The organism is Polaromonas sp. YR568 (assembly GCF_943372955.1).
Classification (GTDB): Bacteria; Pseudomonadota; Gammaproteobacteria; order Burkholderiales; family Burkholderiaceae_C; genus Polaromonas.
The window spans coordinates 643,849-666,166 of record NZ_CALSAL010000002.1 but is presented as its reverse complement, the minus strand read 5'-3'; the positions used below and the strand labels follow the sequence as shown (position 1 = coordinate 666,166).

The 22,318-nt window shown below is 63.6% G+C and carries 21 protein-coding genes; 12 read left to right on the top strand and 9 right to left on the bottom strand.

Annotation, left to right across the window (positions count from 1 at the left end; genetic code table 11):
* The first annotated feature begins 36 nt into the window (after positions 1 to 36).
* From AAG793_RS09065 to AAG793_RS09050, 4 genes are all read left to right on the top strand, one after another.
* Positions 37 to 525 (top strand): tripartite tricarboxylate transporter TctB family protein, encoded by a 489-nt coding sequence (locus AAG793_RS09065; protein WP_341906971.1) that lies wholly within the window; start codon positions 37 to 39, stop codon positions 523 to 525.
* Positions 526 to 534: 9 nt separating this feature from the next.
* Positions 535 to 2,046 carry a tripartite tricarboxylate transporter permease gene (locus tag AAG793_RS09060; RefSeq protein WP_341906970.1) on the top strand — a complete coding sequence of 504 codons (1,512 nt, stop codon included), beginning with the start codon at positions 535 to 537 and terminating at the stop codon, positions 2,044 to 2,046.
* A gap of 227 nt (positions 2,047 to 2,273) precedes the next feature.
* Complete coding sequence (locus AAG793_RS09055; protein WP_341906966.1) at positions 2,274 to 3,884, top strand: gamma-glutamyltransferase family protein; 1,611 nt, start codon at positions 2,274 to 2,276, stop codon at positions 3,882 to 3,884.
* A gap of 69 nt (positions 3,885 to 3,953) precedes the next feature.
* Positions 3,954 to 4,844 carry a DMT family transporter gene (locus tag AAG793_RS09050; RefSeq protein WP_341907684.1) on the top strand — a complete coding sequence of 297 codons (891 nt, stop codon included), beginning with the start codon at positions 3,954 to 3,956 and terminating at the stop codon, positions 4,842 to 4,844.
* 4 nt (positions 4,845 to 4,848) lie between these two features.
* Here the strand turns inward: AAG793_RS09050 and AAG793_RS09045 are convergent, their stop codons facing one another.
* Complete coding sequence (locus tag AAG793_RS09045; RefSeq protein ID WP_341906963.1) at positions 4,849 to 5,892, bottom strand: M48 family metalloprotease; 1,044 nt, start codon at positions 5,890 to 5,892, stop codon at positions 4,849 to 4,851.
* Positions 5,889 to 6,512: an SH3 domain-containing protein gene (locus tag AAG793_RS09040; RefSeq protein WP_341906961.1), complete on the bottom strand. Its 624-nt coding sequence runs from the start codon at positions 6,510 to 6,512 to the stop codon at positions 5,889 to 5,891. Before AAG793_RS09040 ends, AAG793_RS09045 begins: the two co-directional genes overlap by 4 nt.
* A gap of 52 nt (positions 6,513 to 6,564) precedes the next feature.
* Here AAG793_RS09040 and AAG793_RS09035 point away from each other — a divergent pair, with 52 nt between their 5' ends.
* A complete protein-coding gene (locus AAG793_RS09035; protein WP_341906956.1) occupies positions 6,565 to 7,359 on the top strand; it encodes an SDR family oxidoreductase in 795 nt (264 codons plus the stop codon).
* A 53-nt stretch (positions 7,360 to 7,412) separates the two neighbouring features.
* Here the strand turns inward: AAG793_RS09035 and AAG793_RS09030 are convergent, their stop codons facing one another.
* Both AAG793_RS09030 and AAG793_RS09025 read right to left on the bottom strand, forming a co-directional pair.
* On the bottom strand, positions 7,413 to 7,853 hold the full coding sequence (locus tag AAG793_RS09030; RefSeq protein ID WP_341906954.1) for a VOC family protein: 441 nt from the start codon (positions 7,851 to 7,853) through the stop codon (positions 7,413 to 7,415).
* A 137-nt stretch (positions 7,854 to 7,990) separates the two neighbouring features.
* On the bottom strand, positions 7,991 to 8,890 hold the full coding sequence (locus AAG793_RS09025; RefSeq protein ID WP_341906951.1) for a DMT family transporter: 900 nt from the start codon (positions 8,888 to 8,890) through the stop codon (positions 7,991 to 7,993).
* A gap of 140 nt (positions 8,891 to 9,030) precedes the next feature.
* On the opposite strand from AAG793_RS09025, the gene AAG793_RS09020 reads away from it, so the two are divergent.
* Positions 9,031 to 10,026 (top strand): quinone oxidoreductase, encoded by a 996-nt coding sequence (locus AAG793_RS09020; RefSeq protein ID WP_341906947.1) that lies wholly within the window; start codon positions 9,031 to 9,033, stop codon positions 10,024 to 10,026.
* Positions 10,027 to 10,082: 56 nt separating this feature from the next.
* Entirely contained in the window at positions 10,083 to 10,895 is an 813-nt protein-coding gene (locus AAG793_RS09015; protein WP_341906943.1) for an NUDIX domain-containing protein, read from the top strand.
* A gap of 20 nt (positions 10,896 to 10,915) precedes the next feature.
* On the opposite strand, the gene lspA is transcribed toward AAG793_RS09015, so the two are convergent.
* The 3 genes from lspA to AAG793_RS09000 all read right to left on the bottom strand — a co-directional run bounded on the left by lspA (position 10,916) and on the right by AAG793_RS09000 (position 15,391).
* Positions 10,916 to 11,410, bottom strand: a complete 495-nt coding sequence (lspA, locus tag AAG793_RS09010; RefSeq protein WP_341906940.1) for a signal peptidase II — start codon at positions 11,408 to 11,410, stop codon at positions 10,916 to 10,918.
* Entirely contained in the window at positions 11,410 to 14,229 is a 2,820-nt protein-coding gene (gene ileS, locus AAG793_RS09005) for an isoleucine--tRNA ligase (protein ID WP_341906937.1), read from the bottom strand. Before ileS ends, lspA begins: the two co-directional genes overlap by 1 nt.
* A gap of 127 nt (positions 14,230 to 14,356) precedes the next feature.
* Positions 14,357 to 15,391 carry a bifunctional riboflavin kinase/FAD synthetase gene (locus tag AAG793_RS09000; RefSeq protein WP_341906934.1) on the bottom strand — a complete coding sequence of 345 codons (1,035 nt, stop codon included), beginning with the start codon at positions 15,389 to 15,391 and terminating at the stop codon, positions 14,357 to 14,359.
* 164 nt (positions 15,392 to 15,555) lie between these two features.
* Between AAG793_RS09000 and AAG793_RS08995 the strand changes: the two genes are divergently transcribed.
* On the top strand, positions 15,556 to 16,113 hold the full coding sequence (locus tag AAG793_RS08995; protein ID WP_341906931.1) for an HNH endonuclease: 558 nt from the start codon (positions 15,556 to 15,558) through the stop codon (positions 16,111 to 16,113).
* Between the two features lie 152 nt (positions 16,114 to 16,265).
* Here AAG793_RS08995 and AAG793_RS08990 read toward each other — a convergent pair whose 3' ends face one another.
* Together AAG793_RS08990 and AAG793_RS08985 are read right to left on the bottom strand one after the other, a co-directional pair.
* A complete protein-coding gene (locus AAG793_RS08990) occupies positions 16,266 to 17,381 on the bottom strand; it encodes an acyl-CoA dehydrogenase family protein (RefSeq protein ID WP_341906926.1) in 1,116 nt (371 codons plus the stop codon).
* Between the two features lie 30 nt (positions 17,382 to 17,411).
* Positions 17,412 to 18,593, bottom strand: a complete 1,182-nt coding sequence (locus AAG793_RS08985; protein ID WP_341906923.1) for an acyl-CoA dehydrogenase family protein — start codon at positions 18,591 to 18,593, stop codon at positions 17,412 to 17,414.
* Between the two features lie 207 nt (positions 18,594 to 18,800).
* Between AAG793_RS08985 and purN the strand changes: the two genes are divergently transcribed.
* The 4 genes from purN to AAG793_RS08965 all read left to right on the top strand — a co-directional run bounded on the left by purN (position 18,801) and on the right by AAG793_RS08965 (position 22,202).
* Complete coding sequence (gene purN, locus AAG793_RS08980) at positions 18,801 to 19,394, top strand: phosphoribosylglycinamide formyltransferase (protein WP_341906920.1); 594 nt, start codon at positions 18,801 to 18,803, stop codon at positions 19,392 to 19,394.
* A gap of 62 nt (positions 19,395 to 19,456) precedes the next feature.
* Positions 19,457 to 20,242, top strand: coding sequence for an enoyl-CoA hydratase-related protein (locus AAG793_RS08975; RefSeq protein WP_341906917.1), 786 nt, complete (start codon positions 19,457 to 19,459; stop codon positions 20,240 to 20,242).
* 16 nt (positions 20,243 to 20,258) lie between these two features.
* Positions 20,259 to 21,443: a lipid-transfer protein gene (locus tag AAG793_RS08970; RefSeq protein ID WP_341906914.1), complete on the top strand. Its 1,185-nt coding sequence runs from the start codon at positions 20,259 to 20,261 to the stop codon at positions 21,441 to 21,443.
* Positions 21,444 to 21,647: 204 nt separating this feature from the next.
* On the top strand, positions 21,648 to 22,202 hold the full coding sequence (locus AAG793_RS08965; RefSeq protein ID WP_341906912.1) for a fasciclin domain-containing protein: 555 nt from the start codon (positions 21,648 to 21,650) through the stop codon (positions 22,200 to 22,202).
* Positions 22,203 to 22,318 lie beyond the last annotated feature (116 nt).

Here is a 22,318-nt window from a genome sequence, read left to right as displayed (position 1 = left end):
ATGCAAGGTTGGTTATTTACACAGAGGAGACAAGCCGTGAACATCAAAAGTCAGAAAGACTTTTTTTCCGGTCTCATGTTCATGGGCATCGGGGGCGCATTTGCTTGGGGTGCCAGCACCTACAGCGTGGGCACTGGCGCTCGCATGGGGCCCGGTTATTTCCCGTTGATGCTGGGCGTGCTGCTGGCCTTCATTGGATCCCTGATCACGTTCAAGGCGCTGGTGGTTGAAACCGCCGGTGGCGACAAGATCGGCAAATGGGCCTGGAAGCCGCTGTTCTTCATCATCGGTGGCAACGTCACGTTTGGCATTTTGCTGGCCGGCGTGGCTTCCCTGAAGATTCCGGCGATGGGCATGATCGTCGGCATCTACGCCCTTGTTTTCATCACCAGCATGGCGGAAGACGGCTGGAAATTCAAGACCACCCTGATTCTGGCAACGGTGTTGGCGATAGGCAGTTATCTGGCATTCGTGGTGGCGCTGAAGTTGCAGTTCCCTGTGTGGCCTTTCTTCATCACCCGCTAAGGACACGTCATGGATCTCATTACCAACCTGTCCCTTGGCTTTGGCGTGGCCTTCACGCCCATCAACCTGCTGTATGCCTTCGTCGGTTGCGTGCTCGGGACGCTGATTGGTGTGCTACCCGGTATCGGACCGGTCGCCACCATCGCGATGCTGCTGCCCGCCACCTACGCGCTGCCCCCTGTGTCGGCGCTGATCATGCTGGCGGGTATTTACTACGGCGCGCAGTACGGCGGCTCGACCACGGCGATTCTGGTGAACCTGCCAGGGGAGTCGTCTTCGGTCGTCACCTGTATTGACGGTTACCAGATGGCCCGCAAGGGTCGAGCGGGGCCGGCACTGGCTGCCGCTGGCATGGGCTCGTTCTTTGCCGGCTGCGTGGGTACGCTGATTCTGGCCGCCTTCGCGCCGCCCCTGACTGAGCTTGCCTTCAAATTCGGCCCAGCCGAGTACTTCGCACTGATGGTGCTGGGTCTGATCGGCGCCGTGGTGCTGGCTTCGGGCTCGCTGCTCAAGGCGGTTGGCATGATCGTGCTGGGCCTGCTGCTGGGTCTGATCGGTACCGACGTCAACTCCGGCGTGGCCCGCTTCAGCTTTGACATTCCCGAGTTGACCGACGGCATTGGTTTCGTGGTGATTGCCATGGGCGTGTTCGGCTACGGCGAGATCATCAGCAACCTGTCGCAGCCCGAGCATGAGCGCGAGGTGTTCACTGCCAAGGTGACAGGCCTGTTCCCGACCAAGCAGGACTTCAAGGACATGGTGCCTGCCATGCTGCGCGGCACGGCCCTGGGTTCGGCGCTGGGCATTTTGCCGGGCGGCGGCGCCCTGCTGTCGGCTTTTGCGGCTTACACCATCGAGAAGAAAATCAAGGCCCGTCCGGGTGAGGTGCCCTTCGGTCAGGGCAACATCCGCGGTGTGGCTGCGCCCGAGTCGGCCAACAACGCCGGATCGCAGACCTCCTTCATTCCGCTGCTCACGCTGGGTATTCCTCCCAACGCTGTGATGGCGCTGATGGTCGGCGCCATGACCATCCACAACATCCAGCCCGGCCCGCAGGTGATGACCAGCAACCCGGAGCTGTTCTGGGGCCTGATCGCGTCGATGTGGATCGGCAATGCAATGCTGGTGATCCTGAACCTGCCGCTGATCGGCATCTGGATCAAGCTGCTGACGATTCCCTACCGCCTGCTGTTCCCCGCCATTGTGTTGTTCTGTGCGATTGGTGTGTACTCGACCAACAACAACAACTGGGACATCTGGATGGTCGCCATCTTCGGCGTGGTGGGCTACACCTTCATCAAGCTGGGATGTGAGCCTGCACCGCTGCTGCTGGGCTTCATTCTCGGCCCGATGATGGAAGAAAACCTGCGCCGTGCCCTGCTGCTCTCGCGCGGTGACTGGTCGGTGTTCGTGACCCGTCCGCTGTCCGCCAGCCTGCTGGGGGTGGCTGTCCTGCTGTTGGTCATCGTGATGCTGCCCTCGGTGAAGAGCAAGCGCGAAGAGGCCTTTGTCGAGGACTGACAGGTGCGCGATGGCCCGGGTTGCGAAACCCGGCCGCTGCTCCCCCAAAAGGCACCCTCGGGTGCCTTTTTTGTGGGCGGTTCACTGAGTTGGTGCATCCATAGGATGCGTTCCCAGTGCGTGAAACGCCGCTGCACCGGCATGGACAGCCGTTATGGCGAAGGCGGTTGGCATTCCCGCGACAAACCGCCCATCAATACAAAACGCCAAACGCCGGATAATTGGGTATGAACTTCAACTTCACCAACCCTTACTCGTCCAGCCGCATTCCCGTCTTTGCGCGCAATGTGGTGTCTACCTCTCACCCACTGGCTGCACAGGCGGGTCTGCGCATGCTGCTCAAGGGCGGCAATGCGGTGGATGCAGCCATCGCCGCTGCGGCGGCGATCAGCGTCGTCGAGCCGGTGAGCAACGGCCTCGGAAGCGACTCGTTCTGCATTCTCTGGGACGGCAAGAAACTGCATGGCCTCAATGCCTCCGGCCGTGCGCCGCAGAGCTGGACGCCGGAGTACTTCAAGCGCAAGTACGGCGACCACAGCGTGGCGCCGCCCAAGCGCGGCCCGGACTCTGTCACCGTGCCCGGTGCGGTGGCCAGTTGGGTGGCGATGAGCGAGCGCTTTGGCAAGCTGCCGTTTGCCGATCTGCTGGAGCCTGCGATTGACATCGCCGAGCGGGGCTATCTGGTCACGCCGGTGGTGCAGGAGAAATGGTCGGCCGCCATGGCAGAGCTGCAGTCGCAGCCCGGCTTTGCCCAGGCCTTTCTGCCCTGGGGCCGCGCGCCCAACGTGGGGGAGTTGTTCCGCTTCAAGTCCGCGGCGAGGGGCCTGCGCGCCATTGCAGCCACCAAGGGCGCGGCCTACTACGGCGGTGAGATTGCCGAAGCCATTGAAAAATTTGCTGCACAGAACGGCGCGAGCATCACCGCCAAAGACTTCGCCAGCTACAAACCCGAGTGGGTGGAGCCCATTTCCAAAAACTACCGTGGCCACACCCTGCACGAGATTCCGCCCAACGGGCAGGGTATCGCGGCACTGATCGCGCTGGGCATTCTCGACAAGTTTGACCTCGCCAGCCTGGCGGTCGATGGCGTGGACTCGCAGCACCTTCAGATCGAGGCCATGAAGCTGGCCTTTGCCGACGTGTACAAATACGTGGCCGAGCCATCGTCGATGACGGTGACCGCCGCGCAAATGCTCGATGACGGCTATCTGGCCGAGCGTGCCAAACTCATCGACATGAAAAAGGCGCAGGACTTTGGCGCGGGTAACCCGGTCAAGGGTGGCACCATTTACCTCACGGCGGCCGATGAAAACGGCATGATGGTGAGCTTCATCCAGAGCAACTACATGGGCTTTGGCTCCGGCTGCGTGGAGCCGGAGTTCGGCGTCAGCCTGCAGAACCGGGGCCATGCCTTCAGCCTGCTGCCGGGCGTCAACCAGGTGGCACCGGGCAAGCGGCCTTTCCACACCATCATCCCGGCCTTCCTGACCAAGGACGGCCAGCCGGTGATGAGCTACGGCGTGATGGGCGCCAACATGCAGCCGCAGGGCCACATGCAGACGCTGGTGCGCATGCTCGATTACAAGCAGAGCCCGCAGGCGGCTTGCGACGCGCCTCGCTGGCGCTACAACGAGGGCTTCGAGATCAACGTCGAGTCGGCCTTGCATCCGCAGACCGTGCAGGGCCTGGCCGAGCGCGGGCACCGCATGGAAGTGATCAACGACTCCTACCAGGACTTCGGCGCCGGCCAGTTCATCTGGCGCGCTGGCGATCCATCGGTAGAGGGCTATGTGGCTGCCAGCGATTCGCGCCGCGACGGTCAGGCTGTCGGCTTTTAAGAGACAGTGTTGATCGACGCGGCAGAGGCACCCCCTTCGGCAGCGGACTCGGCCAGAGCCCGCAAAAAGGTGGTGTCTGGTCTGGTGCTCGCCACCGTGGGTGCGATTGCCTTCAGTGGCAAGGCCATCATCGTGAAGCTGGCCTACCGCCATGGGGTGGATGCAGTCACGCTCATCATGTACCGCATGCTGTTTGCGTTGCCGATATTTGCGGCCATGGCGTGGTGGGCCACCTACCGGCAGGGCGGCCAGCGCAAGCCACCGCTGACCCGCAAGGACTGGCTGGGTGTGCTCGGGCTGGGGTTCACCGGCTACTACCTCTCCAGCTTTCTCGACTTCGCGGGCCTTGCCTACATCAGCGCCTCACTGGAGCGGCTGATCCTGTACCTCAACCCCACGCTGGTGCTGCTGCTGGGGCTGGTGGTGTTCCGGCGTCGGATCACTGGTCGGCAGGTGGTCGGCATGCTGATCAGCTACTGCGGTGTGGTGCTGGTGTTCGGCCACGAGATCACGTTTCAGGGCGCCGACGCCGCATGGGGCGCGCTGCTGGTGTTTTTGAGTGCCGTGAGTTATGCCGTCTATCTGGTCTACAGCGGCGAGATGGTGCAGCGTCTGGGCTCGCTGCGGCTGGTGGGGCTGGCAACCTCGGTGGCCTGCCTGTGTTGCCTGCTGCAGTTCGTGCTGCTGCGTCCTTTGAGTGCCGCTGTCGTGGCGTCCGAGGTGATCTGGCTCTCGGTGCTCAACGCCACGCTGTGCACCGCTGTCCCTGTGCTGGCGGTGATGATGGCGATTGAGCGCATCGGCGCCAGCATGGCGGCACAAACCGGCATGGTGGGCCCGATTTCCACCATCCTGATGGGCGTGCTGATTCTGGGTGAGCCGTTCACCGCGTGGATTGCTGCCGGCACCGTGCTGGTGATCTCCGGCATCTTTGTGTTCACCCGGGGCGGCGGCCGCTAGGCGTCTATTTTTTGGCCGGGGGCGTCGCAGCTCGCGCCGTAGGGCGCTGACCGGCAGCAGCCAGCCGTTTGAGGCGGTCGGGCACCGTGACAGAGGGTTGACCGGCATACGAATCCAGCCGGGTGCCCATGGCTTCTTCCAGCAGATTGAGCCGTGCCTGCGGTGCCGGGTGCGTGCTGAGCGACAAGGCAAACAAGGCATCACCAGGTGAGGCGGTGCGCAACTGCTGCAGCACTGCCACCAGACCGTAGGGATCAAAGCCCGCACGGGTGGCCAGCGCCACGCCCGAGCGGTCGGCATCAAACTCGTCCTGCTGGTCCAAGCCTTTACTGTACAGATTGCGGCCCAGCGCCAGGAACTGCGACGACACTAGGCCCGCCAGATCGTTCCTGAGCTGTGAGCCGATCAGCTGCGTCACCAGTCCAGCGCGGGCGGTCTTGTTCATCGCGATCAGATGGTGCTTGGCCGTGACGTGCGTGATCTCGTGCGCCAGAATGCCGGCCAGCTCGCTCTCGTCGGTCACGCGGTCCAGCAGGCCCTTGGTGATGAACACATAGCCGCCAGGCGCTGCAAACGCATTGAAGCCCGGATCGTCCAGCACGGCGAAAGTCCAGGGCAGGTTGGGGCGCGTCGATTGCAGGCTGATCCAGCGGCCCAGCTGGTTGACGTAGCGCTGCACCGCCATGTCCGGGTACAGCGGCTTGCTGCCCAGCAGCACCGCGGCAAGTTGCTGGCCGATCTGGATTTCACGCGGCTCGTCAATCTGTTCGATCGATTGCGACAGCAGCTGGAACAGGTCGCCTCCGCCAGCTGCCGGGTTGCCCGCTGGCGCGAGGGCTGCGCCGAGCACGGCACCCGCTACGCCCGCACCGGAATCGGCCGGGGTGGCCTGACCGGGGCGGATCAGCGACTGGAACAGGTTCAGCGCCTTGGCCGCATCCTGCGCTTGCGCCATCTGGCTCGTCAGGCACAGCAACAGCACACCGGTGAGGTGACGAACACCGGCGCGAACACAGGTGTGAATTGGGTTCAGGGCAGGTGTGTTCATCGTGAATTCATCCCTGAGTCGCCGCCGCCGGTGGAGGGGCTGGTGGGTTGCGGCACAGGCAAGGGCTCGACCGTACGCGTGGTCAATGCGGCGCCGCTGGCAAACTGCTGCGCCTGCCCCGCGTCCACGCGCATGGCTTCAATTTGCGTCACAGAAGCCATATTGGGTTGTGCGTTGGCCAGGTCGGCGGCATCGAGCCCGCGAATGCCGATGGTGGAAGTGGTGACCGTGCTGCCGCTTTGGGCCTGACTGCCGCCGCGGCCGAAGAAGTTGGTCAACCCGCTGGTCAGGCCGCGCAAGGCACTGGCGCCAGCGCCGCCCTGGCTGGCGGTGCTGGCCGAGGTGACGTCGAACATGTGCAGCCAGCCTGCAGTGCCATCGGCCATGCGCACCTGGATCCACGCACCCTGACGTTCACCTGTGCGGGTCAGCGCGGTTTGCACGGGCAGCGGTGCCAGGCTGCGTGAGGCTTCACCGGGCGCATCGCGAAGCTGCGCGGCACGTTTGACGACCAGCGCCTCACCTGATTTTTCCTGTGCGTGGGTGGCTGGCAAGAAGGCAGCCGCTGCCAGGGCCATCACGATGGCTGCAGCCTGCCGATGGCGTTTCTTCTTTATCATCGCTGACTGGCCTCCACTTAAGCTCCGCCTCTGGGGCGATCAAGGAATTATTATGGATTTGGGTATTGCAGGCAAATGGGCGCTGGTGTGCGGCGCCAGCAAGGGTTTGGGTCTGGGCTGTGCGCAGGCGCTGGTCCGTGAAGGTGTGAATGTGGTGATCGTGGCGCGTGGCGCCGAGTTGTTGCAGTCCGCTGCAGCGCAGTTGCGTGCCGATGCAGGCACACCGGCCGGCACCGCTGTCGAAGCAGTCGCAGCAGACATCACCACCACCGAAGGCCGTGCCTCGGTGTTTGCGGTTCGCAAGGATTTCGACATCGTCGTGACCAACGCCGGCGGCCCGCCACCCGGTGATTTCCGTGAGTGGGACCGCGACGCGTGGATCAAGGCGGTGGACGCCAACATGCTCACACCCATCGAACTCATCAAGGCCACGGTGGACGGCATGGCGGCACGCGGCTTTGGCCGCATCGTCAACATCACCTCCAGCTCGGTCAAGTCACCGATTGACGTGCTCGGCCTGAGCAATGGCGCGCGCAGTGGTCTCACGGGTTTTGTGGCGGGCGTGGCGCGCACCAAGCTCGCTTCGCAGGGCGTGACCATCAACAACCTGCTGCCTGGCGCGTTCGACACCGACCGCCTCAAGGGCGGCATGGCCACCGCCGCAAAAAAATCAGGTCAAAGCGTGGAAGCGGTGGCCGAAGCCCGCCGCAAGACCATTCCTGCGCTGCGTTTCGGCACGCCCGAAGAGTTCGGTGCGATCTGCGCTTTCCTGTGCAGCACGCATGCCGCCTACATGACGGGCCAGAACGTGCTGGCCGACGGTGGTGCCTACCCGGGTACGTATTGAGCTGACTGGGGCGGCATGCTTCGCCGCCCCGAAGGCCCGGAAGCGTTCCAGGCCTATTTGGCGAACAGCGAATTCATGTCGGCAAAGGCCTTGAATTCCACCGCGTTGCCTGACGGATCCAGAAAGAACATCGTGGCCTGCTCGCCCACTTCACCCTTGAAGCGGATGTGCGGCTCGATCACAAACGAAGTGCCTGCGGCCTTCAGCTTGTCAGCCAGTGCCTGCCACTGCGCCATCGGCAGCACCGCGCCGAAGTGACGCACCGGCACGTTGTGGCCGTCGACCGCGCTGGTCGAGCGGTGGCCCACTTCGCCGGGCGCCAGATGCGCCACGATCTGGTGGCCGTAGAAGTTGAAATCCACCCAGTCGGGCGAGCTGCGGCCCTCCGGGCAACCCAGCAAGTCGCCGTAGAAGCGGCGCGCCTCGGCGATGTCGTGGACCGGGAACGCCAGATGAAATGGCGGAATGGTGCTTGGGTTGGGCTGGGTGCTCATGGATGTCCTAGAAATTGAAACGATAAAAACTGGGTGTCGGAACTGCGGTTGTCTTCACGGGCCGGGATCAGAAAGCATTATTGTCCAACGCCTGTGAGGTGCCATGTGTGGTTATCACTGCCTCGGTAGCTGCACTGTCACTTTCGGGAGGACACCACGATGCCACCCACAATCAGCACAAAGGCGACTGCGTGGTACACGCGCGGCAACTCGCCGAGAAAAGCGGCCGACATCAGTGCGGCAAACAGCGGTGTGAGGTTGGAGAAAAAGCCTGCGGTGGCCGGCCCCACCCGCTGCACGCCCAGCCCCCAGCACCGGTATGCCAGCACCGCGGGGCCGACCGCCACGTAAATCAGTGCGGCGATCACTGGCCAGCTCCACTGGATGTGGGCGTCGGTCACCGCCCACTCGCCGGCGGCAAAGGCGCCAGACCAGACCAGGCCGAACACAATCTGCGCCATCAGGAACGCAGCCCAATCGCTGCGGATGTGGTCGGGCTCATTCGGTTGCGACAGCAGCCAGCTGTAGAAGGCCCACGCCAGGGCGGCCAGCAGCACATAAACATCGCCGGGCACCAGCTGCACCTGCATCAACAGCGCCCACTGGCCGCGCGAGAGCACCACCAGCACGCCGGCAATCGACAGCAGGGCCCCCACCAGTTGAAGCCGCGAAATGCGCTGCCCGAAGAACAGGCTGCCAACGATCAGCATCCAGATCGGGATGCTCGCCGCCACCAGCGTGACGTTCAGGGGTGTCGAAGTCTTGAGCGCGAGGTACTGCAAGGCGTTGTAGCAGCCCACGCCGAGCAGGCCCAGCATGGCAAAGCGCTTCCAGTTCGGCCACAGGTCGCTGTCCGCACGCAGCAGTCGATGGGCCAGCGGCAGCAGAATCAAAAACGCCAGTGCCCAGCGCAGAAAGTTGAGCGTCATCGGCGGCACCAGCCCCGAGACCAGACGGCCCACCACCGCATTGCCAGCCCAGAGCAGCGGCGGCACCACCAGAAGCAGGGCGGTGGCAGGTGTCAGGCGTTGGGTCATCTGCTCACTGTACCAAGCGATCCATGGGTCTGAAGGTTCGACACCTTGAACCAGTGCTGCATCAGCGCCTGAGGCAACCGTTGTTGATTCGTGGCACGATGACGGCTTTTGCCTGTGCCCCTATTTCCCGAGGAGATCTCATGACCGCCATCACATCCCGCGCCGTGCGCATTGACCAGCACGGTGGCCCCGAACAACTCAAACTGGTGGAGGTCACCGTGGGCGACCCTGGCCCGGGCGAGATCCGCATCCGCCACAAGGCCATCGGCCTGAACTTCATTGATGTCTACCAGCGCTCGGGTCTCTACCCGATGACCATGCCGGTGCAGCTGGGCATGGAAGCCGCCGGCATTGTTGATGCAGTGGGCGAAGGCGTGACGCACCTGAAGGTGGGCGACCGCGCTGCCTATGCCAGCCAGCCCCCCGGCAGCTACTGCGAGGTGCGCGTGATGCCCGCCAAGTGCGTGTGCAAGCTGCCCGACGCGATTTCGTTCGAGACCGGCGCCGCCATGATGCTCAAGGGCCTGACGGCCCAGTACCTGCTGCGCCGCACCCAGCCCCAGGGCGGCCTGAAGGCCGGTGACTTTGTGCTGTTCCATGCCGCCGCAGGGGGTGTGGGCTTGATCGCCTGCCAGTGGGCTCGCGCCATGGGCCTGCAGCTGATTGGCACCGCCGGGTCTGACGAAAAGTGCGCGCTGGCCAAGGCCCATGGTGCGGCGTTTGTCATCAACTACGCCAAGGAAGACTTTGCCGTGCGCGTGAAGGAGATCACCGGCGGCAAGGGCGTGAAGGTGGTGTACGACTCGGTCGGCAAGGACACCTTCGACAAGTCGCTCGACTGCCTCAGCCCGTTCGGCCTGATGGCCAGCTTTGGCAACGCGTCCGGCCCGGTGGCTCCGTTCTCTCCCGGCATCCTCGGCCCCAAGGGCTCGCTCTATGTGACGCGGCAAACGCTGTTCACCCACATCGTCTCGCGTGAAAGCACGCAGGAGATGGCCGATGAGCTGTTCGAGATGGTCACCAGCGGCAAGGTGGTGATCCGCATCGACCAGCAGTTCGCGCTGGCCGATGTGGCCGAGGCCCACCGCACCCTGGAAGCCCGCAAGACCACCGGCTGCACCATCCTCACGCTGTAGTCGGTTGATGACCGCATGCGTCCCTGGGCTTTGCCATGACGCCTCCTGCATCACCCTTGCGCCTGGATCCCGACTGGCTGGCCAGCGTTCGCGCGCGTGCCAGCCAGTCGCCCGTTCGCCCGCGGGTTCCGCTGTGGGCGGGTGAGGCGCAGATCGGATCGGTCGAGCCGGGCTTCCTTCGTCAACCGGCCCTGCGCCCATTGAGTGAGGGGCCTCACGCTGTGCTGCAGGAACGCGGTGGCGAGCATTCGGGGTGGTACCTGCTGGGTGATGTGACCGCCAGTCTCGACCGGGTGGCCTGTGCGCTGCGCGAGGTCGGGCTGTCAGGTGCGTGGCGCGACGAGCAGCTGGCGGTGAACGATCAACACGGTCAACGCCAGGGCACGGTGGAGCGCGCAGCGGTGCGTCTGCTGGGCATTGCCACGCACGCGGTTCATCTGGTGGGCGTCACGAGCGATGGCCGTGTCTGGGTGCAGCAGCGCGCCTTCAACAAACCGACCGATCCGGGCCTGTGGGATACGCTGGTGGGCGGCATGGTCCCGGCTGACGAAACCCTGGACAACGCGCTGGCTCGCGAAACCTGGGAAGAGGCGGGCTTGCGGCTCGGCGAGATGCAAGCGCTGCGGCAGGGTGGTCGGTTGACCGTCTGCAAACCTTCCAGCGACGGCGCGGGTGCCGGCTACATGCGTGAAGAGATCGACTGGTCCCTGTGCACCGTGCCCGATGGCATCACGCCCATCAACCAGGATGGAGAGGTCGCGCAGTTTGCGCTGATGGAGCGCGAGGAACTTGTGCACACGCTTCAGCGCGATTCGTTCACGCTGGAGGCGGCTTTGATGCTGGCTGAGGTGATCAACAGGAAGCCCTGAGTACACCGTCAGACAAACAATCAGCGTGCCCGGCGCACCCTCAGCAGCTCGTCGAGGATGAGGCACACGGCGCCGATGGTGATGGCGCTGTCGGCGATGTTGAAGGCGGGAAAGTGCCAGCCTGCATAGTGAAAGTCGAGGAAGTCCACCACATAGCCGTGCAACAGGCGGTCAATCACGTTGCCCACCGCGCCGCCCAGAATGCAGGCCAGCGCAAACGAGAACAGCTTTTGCCCGGCATGCGCTCGGAGCATCCAGACGATGAAGATGGCTGCCGCCACGCCGATGGCCGTGAAGAACCAGCGTTGCCAGCCCGACGCAGACGCCAGAAACGAGAACGCCGCACCCAGGTTGTGCACCCGCACCACGTTGAAGAAGCTGGTCACATAGGTGGCATCGCCCAGACGGTAATAGCCTAGGATCAGCACCTTGGTGAACTGGTCAGCGATCAGGATCAGCAGCGCCAGGCCCAGCCACGGCAGCATGGCGTTGGTGTTGGAGGAGGACTTGGCCATCAGGCGTGCGTCCGGGTTTCGCCGGTGCCAAACAGGTTGCTGGTGCAACGGCCACACAGCGTGGGGTGCGCTGCATCGTGACCGACGTCTTCGCGGTAGTGCCAGCAGCGCTCGCATTTCACGGCGGTGCTGGCGCTCACGGTGGACTTCAGCGCACTGCCGGCCATCAGGTCAATCGCAGACGTGATGAAGATGAACTTCAGGTCCTCGCCCAGGCTGGCGAGCAGCGCATGGTCCGCCGCGTCAACTTCAAGCGCCACGTTGGCCTGCAGCGAGGAGCCGACCTTCCCGTCGGCCCGCAGTGCTTCAATGTCCTTGTTCACCGCATCGCGGATCTCGCGGATGCGGGTCCATTTGGACAGCAATGCCGCATCGGGTGCGGGCAGCTCGGAGTAGGTCTCCAGAAAAATTGATTCCGAATCGCCAAACACCTTCCATGCTTCCTCGGCGGTGAAGCTGAGGAAAGGCGCCATCCAGCGCAGCATCGCGTGGGTGATGTGCCAGAGCGCGGTTTGCGCGCTGCGGCGCGCCAGCGACTTGGGGGCCGTGGTGTAGAGCCGGTCTTTGAGCACGTCGAGGTAGAAGGCGCCCAGGTCTTCGCTGCAGTAGATCTGCAGCTTGGACACAACCGGGTGGAACTCGTACACCTCGTAGTGCGCCAGGATGTCGGCCTGCAACTGCGACGCACGGCTGAGCGCGTAGCGGTCGATTTCCAGCAGCTGGTCCAGTGGCGCGGCGTCTTTGGCCGGGTCAAAGTCGCTGACGTTGGCCATCAAAAAGCGCAGCGTGTTGCGGATGCGGCGGTAGGCGTCCACCACGCGGGCGAGGATCTTTTCGTCAATGCCGAGGTCGCCCGAGTAGTCGGTCGAGGCGCACCAGAGGCGGATGATTTCCGCACCGAGCTTGTCGCTCACTTCCTGCGGCACCACCACATTGCCTTCGCTTTTACTCATCTTGCGGCCCTTGCCGTCCACCGTGAAGCCGTGGGTGAGCAGGCCCTTGTAGGGCGCGTGGTCGTACATTGCGCAGGCGGTGAGCAGCGACGAATGGAACCAGCCGCGGTGCTGGTCGTGGCCTTCCAGGTACAGGTCGGCCGGCCAGGTGGATTGGGCGGCGTGGCTGTGGCGCAGCACGTGCTCATGTGTGGTGCCGGAGTCGAACCACACGTCAAGGATGTCGGTGCTCTTGATGTAGTTCGGCGCGTCGTCGCCAATGATGGATTCGGCCGTGGCCTTGCTCCAGGCCTCGATACCGCCGGCCTCCACCATGGCGGCGGCCTGGTCCATGATCTCCATGGTGCGCGGGTGCAGCTCGCCGGTGGCGGTGTGGATGAAGAAGGGCAGGGGCACGCCCCAGTTGCGCTGGCGGCTGATGCACCAGTCGGGCCTGCCGGCAATCATGTCGCGTAGCCGGGCCTTGCCGTTCTCCGGGTAGAAGCTGGTTTCCTCAATGGCGGCCAGGGCCAGCTCGCGCAGCGTTTTCTTTGCCTTGTCCTTGGTGAACACGCCCACGCCTTCGTCCATGCGCACAAACCACTGGGCCGCGGCACGGTAGATCACCGGCGTTTTGTGGCGCCAGCAGTGCGGGTAGCTGTGGGTGATGTCATGGGTGGCAAACAGGCGCCCGTGTTCGCGCAGCTTCTCGATGACCAGCGGCGCGGCCTTCCAGATGTTGAGGCCGCCAAACAGCGGCAGTTCATCGACATAGCGGCCATTGCCCTGCACCGGGTTCAGGATGTCGTCGTAGGCGATGCCGTTGGCCACGCAGGAGTTGAAGTCTTCCACACCGTAGGCGGGCGAGGAATGAACAATGCCGGTGCCGTCGTCTGCGGTGGCGTAGTCGGCTAGGAACACCGGGCTGAAGCGGCGGTAACCCGCATCGACGTCATACAGCGGGTGCTTGAAGTTGATCAGCCCCAGTTTTTTGCCCTGTGTGGTCGCGACCACTTTGCCGGTAAGCTGGTAGCGCTCCAGGCATTTCTCGACCAGCACGGCAGCCAGCAGCAGCAGGCCGCGCTCGGTATCGACCAGCGCGTACTCCAGCTCGGGGTTGAGGTTGAGCGCCTGGTTGGCCGGGATGGTCCACGCGGTGGTGGTCCAGATCACGGCGAAGGCGTCTTTCGCAAGACTGGGCAGGCCGAAGGCGGCGGCAAGCTTTTCAGGCTCGGCGCACTGAAAGCCCACGTCCAGCGTGTGCGATTTCTTGTCCGCGTACTCAATCTCGAACTCTGCCAATGACGAACCGCAGTCGAAGCACCAGTACACCGGTTTCAGGCCACGGTACACAAAGCCGCGCTCCATGATGCGTTTGAGTGCGCGGATTTCATTCGCCTCGTTGGCGTAGTCCATCGTGCGGTAGGGGTTGTCCCACTCGCCGAGCACGCCCAGGCGCTTGAAGTCGGCCATCTGGCCGGCGATCTGCTCGGTGGCGAAGGCGCGGCTCTTGGCTTGCACTTCATCGCGCGGCAGGTTACGGCCGTGGAGCTTCTCAATGGCGTTTTCGATGGGCAGGCCATGGCAGTCCCAGCCAGGCACATAGATCGCGTCCAGCCCCTTGAGCTGGCGCGCCTTGACGATCATGTCTTTCAGTACCTTGTTGACGGCGTGGCCAATGTGGATCTTGCCGTTGGCATACGGCGGGCCGTCGTGCAGCACGAACTTCGGCTTGCCGCAGCGGGCGTCACGCAGCTTTTTGTAGATGCCTTTGTCGTCCCACTCTTTGGTCCAGCCGGCCTCGCGCTTGGGCAGGTCGCCACGCATCGGGAAGGGCGTGTCGGGCAGGTTCAGGGTGCTGCGGTAATCGGTTTTGGTGTCAGACATGAAACGCTCAGAAATTCAGTTCGGGCAGTGCCCGATCGGCTGTCAGGATGAAGAGGGAGAAACAGACAAAGGGCGGTCAGTCGTGCACCGCGATCTGGTGCAGTCAGCGCCCTGGTGACGGCATCGTCTAAATTCGGTCGCGCGTGATCTGGCGGCTGGTTTCGGTGTGCATAGCTGCCGGAAAAGACCCCTGGGCTGCGCTGAAGAACGCCCGTGCGTCGTCGCAGTCTTTGGCAATGCCCGCTTTCAGGCTGTCCAGACTGTCGTATTTCAGCTCGTCGTGCAGTTTGTGCAGCAGTTCCACGAAGATGATTTTACCGTATGCCCCCTCCGGCCCCAGCTCTGGCGGCCAGCTCAGGCAATGGGTTTCCAGCAGCACCCGCCCGCCATTGACGTCGTTGGGGTCCAGCGAGGGCCGGATGCCCAGGTTGGCCACCCCGGGAATGGCCTGGGCGCCCAGGCCGTGCACCCGCACCGCAAAAATGCCGCTGGCGGCCGGTTTCCAGTGGGAAAACCGCAGGTTCAGGGTGCGAAAGCCGAGGTCCCGCCCCAGTTTGCGGCCATGCACCACATGGCCGGAAATGCTGTACGGCCGACCCAGCAGGCTGGTGACCCGGTCCATGCGGCCCTGGGCCAGCGCTTCGCGCACCGCCGAGCTCGACACCCGCGTATTGCTGACCTCGTAACTGTTCATGCGCGCCACGTCAAACCCAAGGCGGCTGCCTGCTGCATCGAGCATGGCGTAGTCGCCGGTGCGTTTAGTGCCAAAACGGAAATCGTCGCCCACCAGCACGTAGCGCGCGCCCAGCCCCTGCAGCAGCACTTCCTCGATGAAGGCCTCGGCGCTCTGGCTGGCCAGCGCCGCGTTAAAGGGCAGCACCACGCACTGGTCGATACCGCAGCGCTGCAGCTCGGTCAGCTTGTCGCGCAGCGTGGCGATGCGCGCCGGGGCCAGCTCCGGTTTGCGGGCCAGCCGCGCGAAGTAGTCGCGCGGGTGCGGCTCGAAGGTCATCACGCAGCTCGGCACGCCGCGGTGCTGTGCCTCATTTTTCAGCAGCGCCAGCATCGCCTGGTGGCCGCGGTGCACACCGTCGAAATTGCCGATGGTCAGCGCGCAGTGCGGCGCCAAGCCCGGATGGTGAAAGCCGCGAAAAATCTTCATGCCCTGATTATCGTTTTTGTAGCGGAACAGCCCCAAGGGGCGCGCTCGGGACGTGGTGAATGCCTTGATTTGAAGGCGTTTGTCATCATTTCACTGTATATTGACAGACGTGTAGCCATACAACCGGTTCGACAACGCTGTTTCCATCGTGATGGAGGTTCGTTTTGAAGGTCTTGAAGCTATCAGCCCAGGGATTGCCACAGTCGTGGATCAGCCTCGAGGAGGCCGTGTTGCACTACGCGGCCGACGAAGTGCGCTGGGAAATGGGCGCACGCATCGTGACCTTCCACGGCGGCCACAACGCCATCACCGGTGAGCAGTCGATCATCACGGTCAACAGCATCATCGGCACCAAGGGCGTGCCGAACATCAACCCCTTTGACCTCAAGCCCAGCCTGACCAACAGCAAGCTGTTCGCCCGCGACCGCAATGTGTGCGCCTACTGCGGCGGCCACTTCCACGAGGAAGACCTGACGCGCGAGCACATCATTCCGTTTGCCCAGAACGGCATCGACACCTGGATGAACGTAGTCACCGCCTGCCGTGGCTGCAACCACCGCAAGAGCAGCCGCACCCCGGAACAGGCCCACATGCCGCTGCTGTACACGCCTTATGTTCCCAGCCTGTGGGAGGACTTCATCCTGCGCAACCGCCGCATCCTGGCGGACCAGATGGAGTTCTTGATGGCGCACATTCCCAAAACGTCACGCCTGCACGCGTGATGCCTTCGATCTCTTTACGCGTACGCGTGTAACGCTCCTGGTACGGTTGCACCTTGGGTCGAGGGCCACCGCGGAACCGGCTTTGCCGGGCCGCTGGTGGCGCCCCCTTGAGGGGGAGGCGGCCGCAGGCCGCTTCGGGGGGAACGTTACTTCTAGGCAAATACCCCAGCCGTGTCCTGCATTCGGGCAGACACCTCGCCCAGATGGTGCAGGGTGTCGCCAAAGGTCATTTCCAGCTGCGTGAGCTTCTTGAAGTAGTGGCTGACGATGTACTCATCGGTCACGCCGATGCCGCCATGCAGTTGCACCGCCTGCTGGCCGACAAAGCGCATCGACACACCCATCTGGTACTTGGCCCTGGCCAGCGCGCGGCGGCGTTCGTCGGCCGGTGCGTTCAGCTTGAGAGATGCGTAGTAGCTCATCGAGCGGGCCAGCTCCAGCTGCATCTTCATATCGGCAACGCGGTGGCGCAGTGCCTGGAAGCTGCTGATGGCTACGCCGAACTGCTTGCGCGTGTTCATGTACTCGACGGTGATGGCCAGTGTCTTGTCCATCACGCCCACGGCTTCGGCGCAGGTGGCGGCAATGCCGATATCCACGGCGTGTGCCAGCACGCTGGCGCCGTCTTGCGTGATCAGCTCAGCAGGTGCGTTGTTGAGCGTGACTTCGGCGGCGCGTGCGCCATCTTGCGTGAGATAGCCGCGCGTGGTCACGCCAGCGACGGTGCGCTCGACCAGGAACAGCGCCATCTGGCCGCCAGCCATGGCAGGCACCAGAAAAGCATCGGCGTGATCGCCTGCAGGAACGACGCTTTTGGTACCGCTGACCGACCACTGCCCGCCCGCCTGCGTTGCCGTGGCGGCGCAGGTATCCAGCCGGTAGCGCGCGCTGCGTTCCTGATGCGCCAGCACCACCAGCGCCTCGCCTGATGCGATGCGCGGCAACCAGCTGGCTTTGAGCGCGTCGGTGGCATGGCCGGCGAGCACCGCGCCAGCGATCAGCGTGTGGGCCAGTGGCTCCATCACCATGCCGCGGCCGAGCTCCTCCATGACCACCATGCCATCGACCGGTCCCATGCCAAGGCCGCCGTCATCTTCTGGAATGTAGAGGCCCGCGAGGCCCAGCTCGGCCAGCTCGCCATAGGCCTCGCGCGAAAAGCCACCCGCTGCCGTGATGCTGCGTCGGCGCTCGAAGTCATAGCCCTTGTCGACCCATTTGCGGACGGCGTCGCGCAGTTGTTCCTGGTCGTCGGTGAAATCAAAATCCATGGTGTTGTCCTTGTGACCGATGACGACCGTTTAACCCAGCACGACCTGGGAGACGATGTTGCGCTGCACTTCGTTGCTGCCGCCGTAAATCGTGGTCTTGCGCATGTTGAAGTAGGTGGAGGCGAGCGGCGCGTTGCCGGGCACCCCGCCGGGGAAGTCGCCCTGCCAGCCGGCTTCCATCGCTTCTTCGATGAAGGGCAGGCTGAAGGGGCCGGCGGCAAGCATCATCAGCTCGCTGTAGCGCTGCTGGATCTCGCTGCCGCGAATCTTGAGCAGGCCAGCAATGTCCAGCGAGTTCTTGCCGGATTTCTCGGCCGACAGCACGCGCAGCACCAGCATTTCGAGCGCCACCACATCCACTTCCAGTTTGGCGATCTCATCGCGGAAACGAACGTCGTCGTACACGCCTTCGGCCTTGGCGATGCGCTTGAGGCGCTCCAGCTCGCGCTTGGCGCGGTTCACGTCGGCGATGTTGGTGCGCTCGTGGCTCAGCAGGTGCTTGGCATAGGTCCAGCCCTTGTTCTCCTCGCCGATCAGGTTCTCGGCCGGAACCTTCACGTTGTCGAACCAGACCTCGTTGACCTCGGCCTCGCCGTCCAGCAGCTTGATGGGCCGCACGCTCACGCCCGGTGACTTCATGTCGATCAGCAGGAAGGAAATGCCGGTTTGCGGCTTGCCTTCGCTGCTGGTGCGGACCAAACAGAAAATCCATTCACCGTACTGGCCCAGCGTGGTCCAGGTTTTCTGGCCGTTGACGATGTAGTGGTCACCCTGACGGTCCGCCTTGCATTTGAGCGAGGCCAGGTCCGAGCCTGCCCCCGGTTCGCTGTAGCCCTGGCTCCACCAGACCTCGCCGCTGGCGATGCCTGGCAGAAAGCGCTGTTGCTGCTCGGCATTGCCGAAAGCCATGATCACCGGCGCAACCATCACCGGGCCAAAGGGCACCACGCGCGGCGCACCGGCCAGCGCACATTCCTCTTCAAACAGGTGCTTCTGCACGGCGTTCCAGCCTGGCCCGCCAAACTGCTTGGGCCAGCCATGGCCGAGCCAGCCTTTTTTGCCGAGGATTTTGGCCCAGCGCTGCATGTCTTCACGCGACAGCCGCAGGGCGTTGTGCACCTTGTGCGAAATGTCTGCGGGCAGGTGGCTGCGAACCCAGGCGCGAATCTCTTCGCGGAATGCCTGCTCTTCAGGCGTGAAAGCTAAATCCATGGTGTCGGTGTCTCCGGGTCGGTTGGCGTGCAGCGCGTTGATGCATCAACGTGCATCAACGGCCACCATTCATTTTTTAGCACGGGCGTTCGAAACGTCATGTCTCAGTTGGGACAAACCACACGGCGTCGGGTGGTTATCGGGTGGGTGGGCTGCCCCCGGCGCGCCCTTCAGCGCGGCGGGCATGACGTTCTAAACTAAGGGGCTATGGGAAGAGAATACAAGAACATCGTCATCCTGATCTCGGGGAGCGGCTCCAACATGGCGGCATTGGCCCGCGCTGCTGAGCGCGAGGACTGGGCGGGCACAGTGGGCGCGCGCATCGCGGCGGTGATCAGCAACCGCGCCGACTCCACGGGTCTGGCGCTGGCCCGCGAGCTGGGTTTGCCCACCGCCCTGGTACCGCACAAGGACTACGACTCGCGCGAGGCTTTTGACGCAGCTCTGATGGCCGCCATCGATGCGCATTCGCCGGCATTGGTGGTGCTGGCCGGTTTCATGCGTATTCTCACGCCGGGCTTTGTCGCGCATTACGCCGGGCGGCTGGTGAACATCCATCCGTCCCTGCTGCCCGCCTTCACCGGTCTGAACACCCACCAGCGCGCCATCGATGCCGGCTGCAAGGTGGCTGGCGCCACCGTGCACCACGTGACGGCCGATCTGGACCACGGCCCCATCCTCGCGCAGGCGGTGGTGCCGGTGCTGCCGGGTGACACGGCCGACACGCTGGCCGCGCGGGTGCTGAGCCAGGAGCACCGGATCTATCCGCAGGCCGTGCGCGAGTTGCTGGATACTCTGTAGCGCTGTGTAGCTTCGCCGACATCGCCTCCCGCGATGGACCACGGCCCTCTGAGGAGTTCGCCATGCCATCTGAAACCAGTCCTGTGCTGCTCGGCCGCGAGGGCGCCATTGCCTTCCTGACCCTCAACCGTCCCGCAGCCATGAACGCACTGGACATCCCGGCGGCCGAAGCCTTTCTGGCGGCCTGCAAGTCACTTGCCGCCGATGACACCGTGCGCGTCGTGGTGCTGCGCGGTGCAGGACGCGCGTTCGGGGTGGGAGGCGATCTGGCTGTGCTTCAGCACGATTCGCAGCGCACGGCCGATGTGCTGATTGGCTGCCTGCATGAAGCGGTGTTGCTGCTGGCTGGCATGAATGCCCCGGTGATTGCCAGCCTGCACGGTGTGGTGGCCGGTGGGTCACTCAGCCTGTCCATGGCCTGCGACCTGGCGATTGCGGCGGAGGGCACGCGCTTCAATCTGGCCTATGCCAACGTGGCGGCGAACTGTGATGTGTCGGGCTCGTGGAGTTTGCCGCGCCTGGTTGGTCTGCGGCGTGCGATGCAGATTGCACTGTTGTCCGAGACTTTTGATGCCGCCGAAGCCCTGAGTCTGGGCATCGTCAACCGCGTGGTGCCCGCCGCCGATCTGGAAGAAGAAACGCTCGCCTTGGCGACGCGGCTGGCCTCGGGGCCGACGCTGGCCTACGGCCGCATGAAGCGGCTGATGCGTCAGTCGTTCGAGAACGATTTGCCAACGCAGCTCGATGCCGAACGCGACAACTTCAAGGCCGGGACGCAGACAGCCGATTTTCACGAGGCGCTGCAAGCCTTCTTGGCGAAACGGCCACCGGTGTTTCAAGGCCGCTGAACGGCAGGAGATGACCATGACACGCGACGTTTTTGTAGCTGGGGTCGGCATGATCCCTTTCACCAAGCCGGGTGCCAGCGCCTCCTATGACGTTATGGGTGCAGAAGCCATTCGCGCTGCGCTGCAGGACGCGGGGCTTGACTACGCGAAAGTGCAGCAGGTCTATGCCGGCTATGTGTATGGCGACTCCTGCTCCGGGCAGCGCGCCGTCTATGCCGTGGGCATGTCGGGTGTGCCGGTGTTCAATGTCAACAACAACTGCTCGACCGGCTCGACCGCACTGTTCCTTGCGCGTCAGGCGGTCGCATCAGGCAGTGTGGACTGCGCATTGGCCGTGGGCTTCGAGCAGATGAAGCCGGGTGCGCTGGGTTCGATTTTTGAAGATCGCCCCACGCCGTTTGACCGCTTCGAGCAGGAGGCCGATGCCCTGCTGCAGGTCGAAGGCGTGCCGCTCGCGCTGCGCTACTTCGGCGGCGCGGGTCTGGCCCACATGCAGCAGTACGGCACTTCGCTGCGCACTTTCGCCAGCATCCGTGCCAAGGCCAGCCGCCATGCGGTCAACAACCCGCTGGCCCTGTTCCGCCAGGAGTTGAGCGAAGACGATGTGCTCAACGCGCCCGCCCTATGGCCGGGTGTGATGACACGGCTGATGGCCTGCCCACCCACTTGCGGCGGTGCGGCGGCGGTGGTGTGCAGTGAGGCGTTTGCACAGCGACATGATCTGGATCGTTCGGTGCGCATTCGTGCCCAGGCGATGACCACCGACTTTCCGTCTACCTTCGAGGCGCACGACATGCGGCAGGTGGTGGGGCTGGACATGACCCGCGAGGCAGCGCGCCAGGTGTACGAAGCGGCAGGCATCGGCCCGGAAGACGTGCAGGTGGTGGAGCTGCACGACTGCTTCGCGCACAACGAACTCCTGACCTACGAAGGGCTAGGCCTATGCCCTGACGGTGGCGCAGAGAAGTTCGTGCGCGATGGCGACAACACCTACGGCGGGCGCTATGTGACCAACCCGTCGGGTGGCTTGCTCTCCAAAGGCCATCCGCTCGGTGCGACTGGACTGGCGCAGTGTACGGAGCTGGTTCAACAGCTGCGCGGCAAGGCCGACAGGCGGCAGGTCGCTGGTGCCCGGCTGGGCTTGCAGCACAACCTGGGTCTGGGTGGTGCCTGTGTCGTGACGCTTTACGAAGCGGTTTGAATTCCTCTCTCGCGGTGTTGCGTCCTGTTAGCACCAGCGCGCGTGTTACACCCGGCTACGTTTGAATGACCTGCATCTCGCCATGGATTGAATCTGTGGCCGATGGGCTGCCGTATTCCTTGCAGCCGTTTGAATCATCCTGATTTCGGCTTGAGTTCTTTACTCAACCTTTCATTCAACTTCAGACCATCTAAGGGAATTCACATGCGCAACTCCAGCAAACTCGCTTCCATCGGCCTCGCATTGGCACTGTCCTGTGCAGCCGTCTCTTCATTTGCCCAGGTGACTGTGGGCGGCGCGCCCATGTTCGCCAACAAGGACATCATCGACAACGCGGTCAACTCCAAAGACCACACCACGTTGGTGGCTGCCGTGAAAGCAGCGGGCCTGGTCGATACGCTGAAAGGTCCGGGCCCCTTCACCGTGTTTGCACCGACCAACGCTGCATTCGGCGCGTTGCCCGCTGGTACCGTCGACACCCTGCTCAAGCCTGAAAACAAGGGCGCTTTGACCGGTGTGCTGACCTATCACGTTGTCGCCGGCAAGATGGATGCAGCGGCGCTGACCAAAGCCATTGCCGCAGGCGGTGGCAAGGCCACGCTCAAGACAGTTGCAGGCGGTAATCTCACAGCGATGGCCGCAGGCGGCGGTGTGACGGTCACCGACGAAAAAGGTGGCTCTGCCAAAGTGTCGATTGCCGACGTGTATCAGTCCAACGGCGTGATTCACGTGGTGGACAAGGTGCTGCTGCCCAAGTAAGTTCCACACCTCTGGTGAAAGACGCGGCGCACGCCGCGTTGCCATTCAAAGCCCGTGTAAAGCCCGTGTGCAGTGATGCCCACGGGCTTTCTGTCGTTTCAAAGCGTCATGTCACC

Coding starts and splice junctions, on each gene's coding strand:
- AAG793_RS08975 (WP_341906917.1), top strand. CDS start 19,457: ATGCCATCTGAAACCAGTCCTGTGCTGCTCGGCCGCGAGGGCGCCATT.
- AAG793_RS08965 (WP_341906912.1), top strand. CDS start 21,648: ATGCGCAACTCCAGCAAACTCGCTTCCATCGGCCTCGCATTGGCACTG.
- AAG793_RS09025 (WP_341906951.1), bottom strand. CDS start 8,890: ATGACCCAACGCCTGACACCTGCCACCGCCCTGCTTCTGGTGGTGCCG.
- AAG793_RS08990 (WP_341906926.1), bottom strand. CDS start 17,381: ATGGATTTTGATTTCACCGACGACCAGGAACAACTGCGCGACGCCGTC.
- purN (WP_341906920.1), top strand. CDS start 18,801: ATGGGAAGAGAATACAAGAACATCGTCATCCTGATCTCGGGGAGCGGC.
- AAG793_RS09060 (WP_341906970.1), top strand. CDS start 535: ATGGATCTCATTACCAACCTGTCCCTTGGCTTTGGCGTGGCCTTCACG.
- AAG793_RS08970 (WP_341906914.1), top strand. CDS start 20,259: ATGACACGCGACGTTTTTGTAGCTGGGGTCGGCATGATCCCTTTCACC.
- AAG793_RS09020 (WP_341906947.1), top strand. CDS start 9,031: ATGACCGCCATCACATCCCGCGCCGTGCGCATTGACCAGCACGGTGGC.
- ileS (WP_341906937.1), bottom strand. CDS start 14,229: ATGTCTGACACCAAAACCGATTACCGCAGCACCCTGAACCTGCCCGAC.
- AAG793_RS09030 (WP_341906954.1), bottom strand. CDS start 7,853: ATGAGCACCCAGCCCAACCCAAGCACCATTCCGCCATTTCATCTGGCG.
- AAG793_RS09000 (WP_341906934.1), bottom strand. CDS start 15,391: ATGAAGATTTTTCGCGGCTTTCACCATCCGGGCTTGGCGCCGCACTGC.
- AAG793_RS09055 (WP_341906966.1), top strand. CDS start 2,274: ATGAACTTCAACTTCACCAACCCTTACTCGTCCAGCCGCATTCCCGTC.
- AAG793_RS08985 (WP_341906923.1), bottom strand. CDS start 18,593: ATGGATTTAGCTTTCACGCCTGAAGAGCAGGCATTCCGCGAAGAGATT.
- AAG793_RS09040 (WP_341906961.1), bottom strand. CDS start 6,512: ATGATAAAGAAGAAACGCCATCGGCAGGCTGCAGCCATCGTGATGGCC.
- lspA (WP_341906940.1), bottom strand. CDS start 11,410: ATGGCCAAGTCCTCCTCCAACACCAACGCCATGCTGCCGTGGCTGGGC.
- AAG793_RS09035 (WP_341906956.1), top strand. CDS start 6,565: ATGGATTTGGGTATTGCAGGCAAATGGGCGCTGGTGTGCGGCGCCAGC.
- AAG793_RS09045 (WP_341906963.1), bottom strand. CDS start 5,892: ATGAACACACCTGCCCTGAACCCAATTCACACCTGTGTTCGCGCCGGT.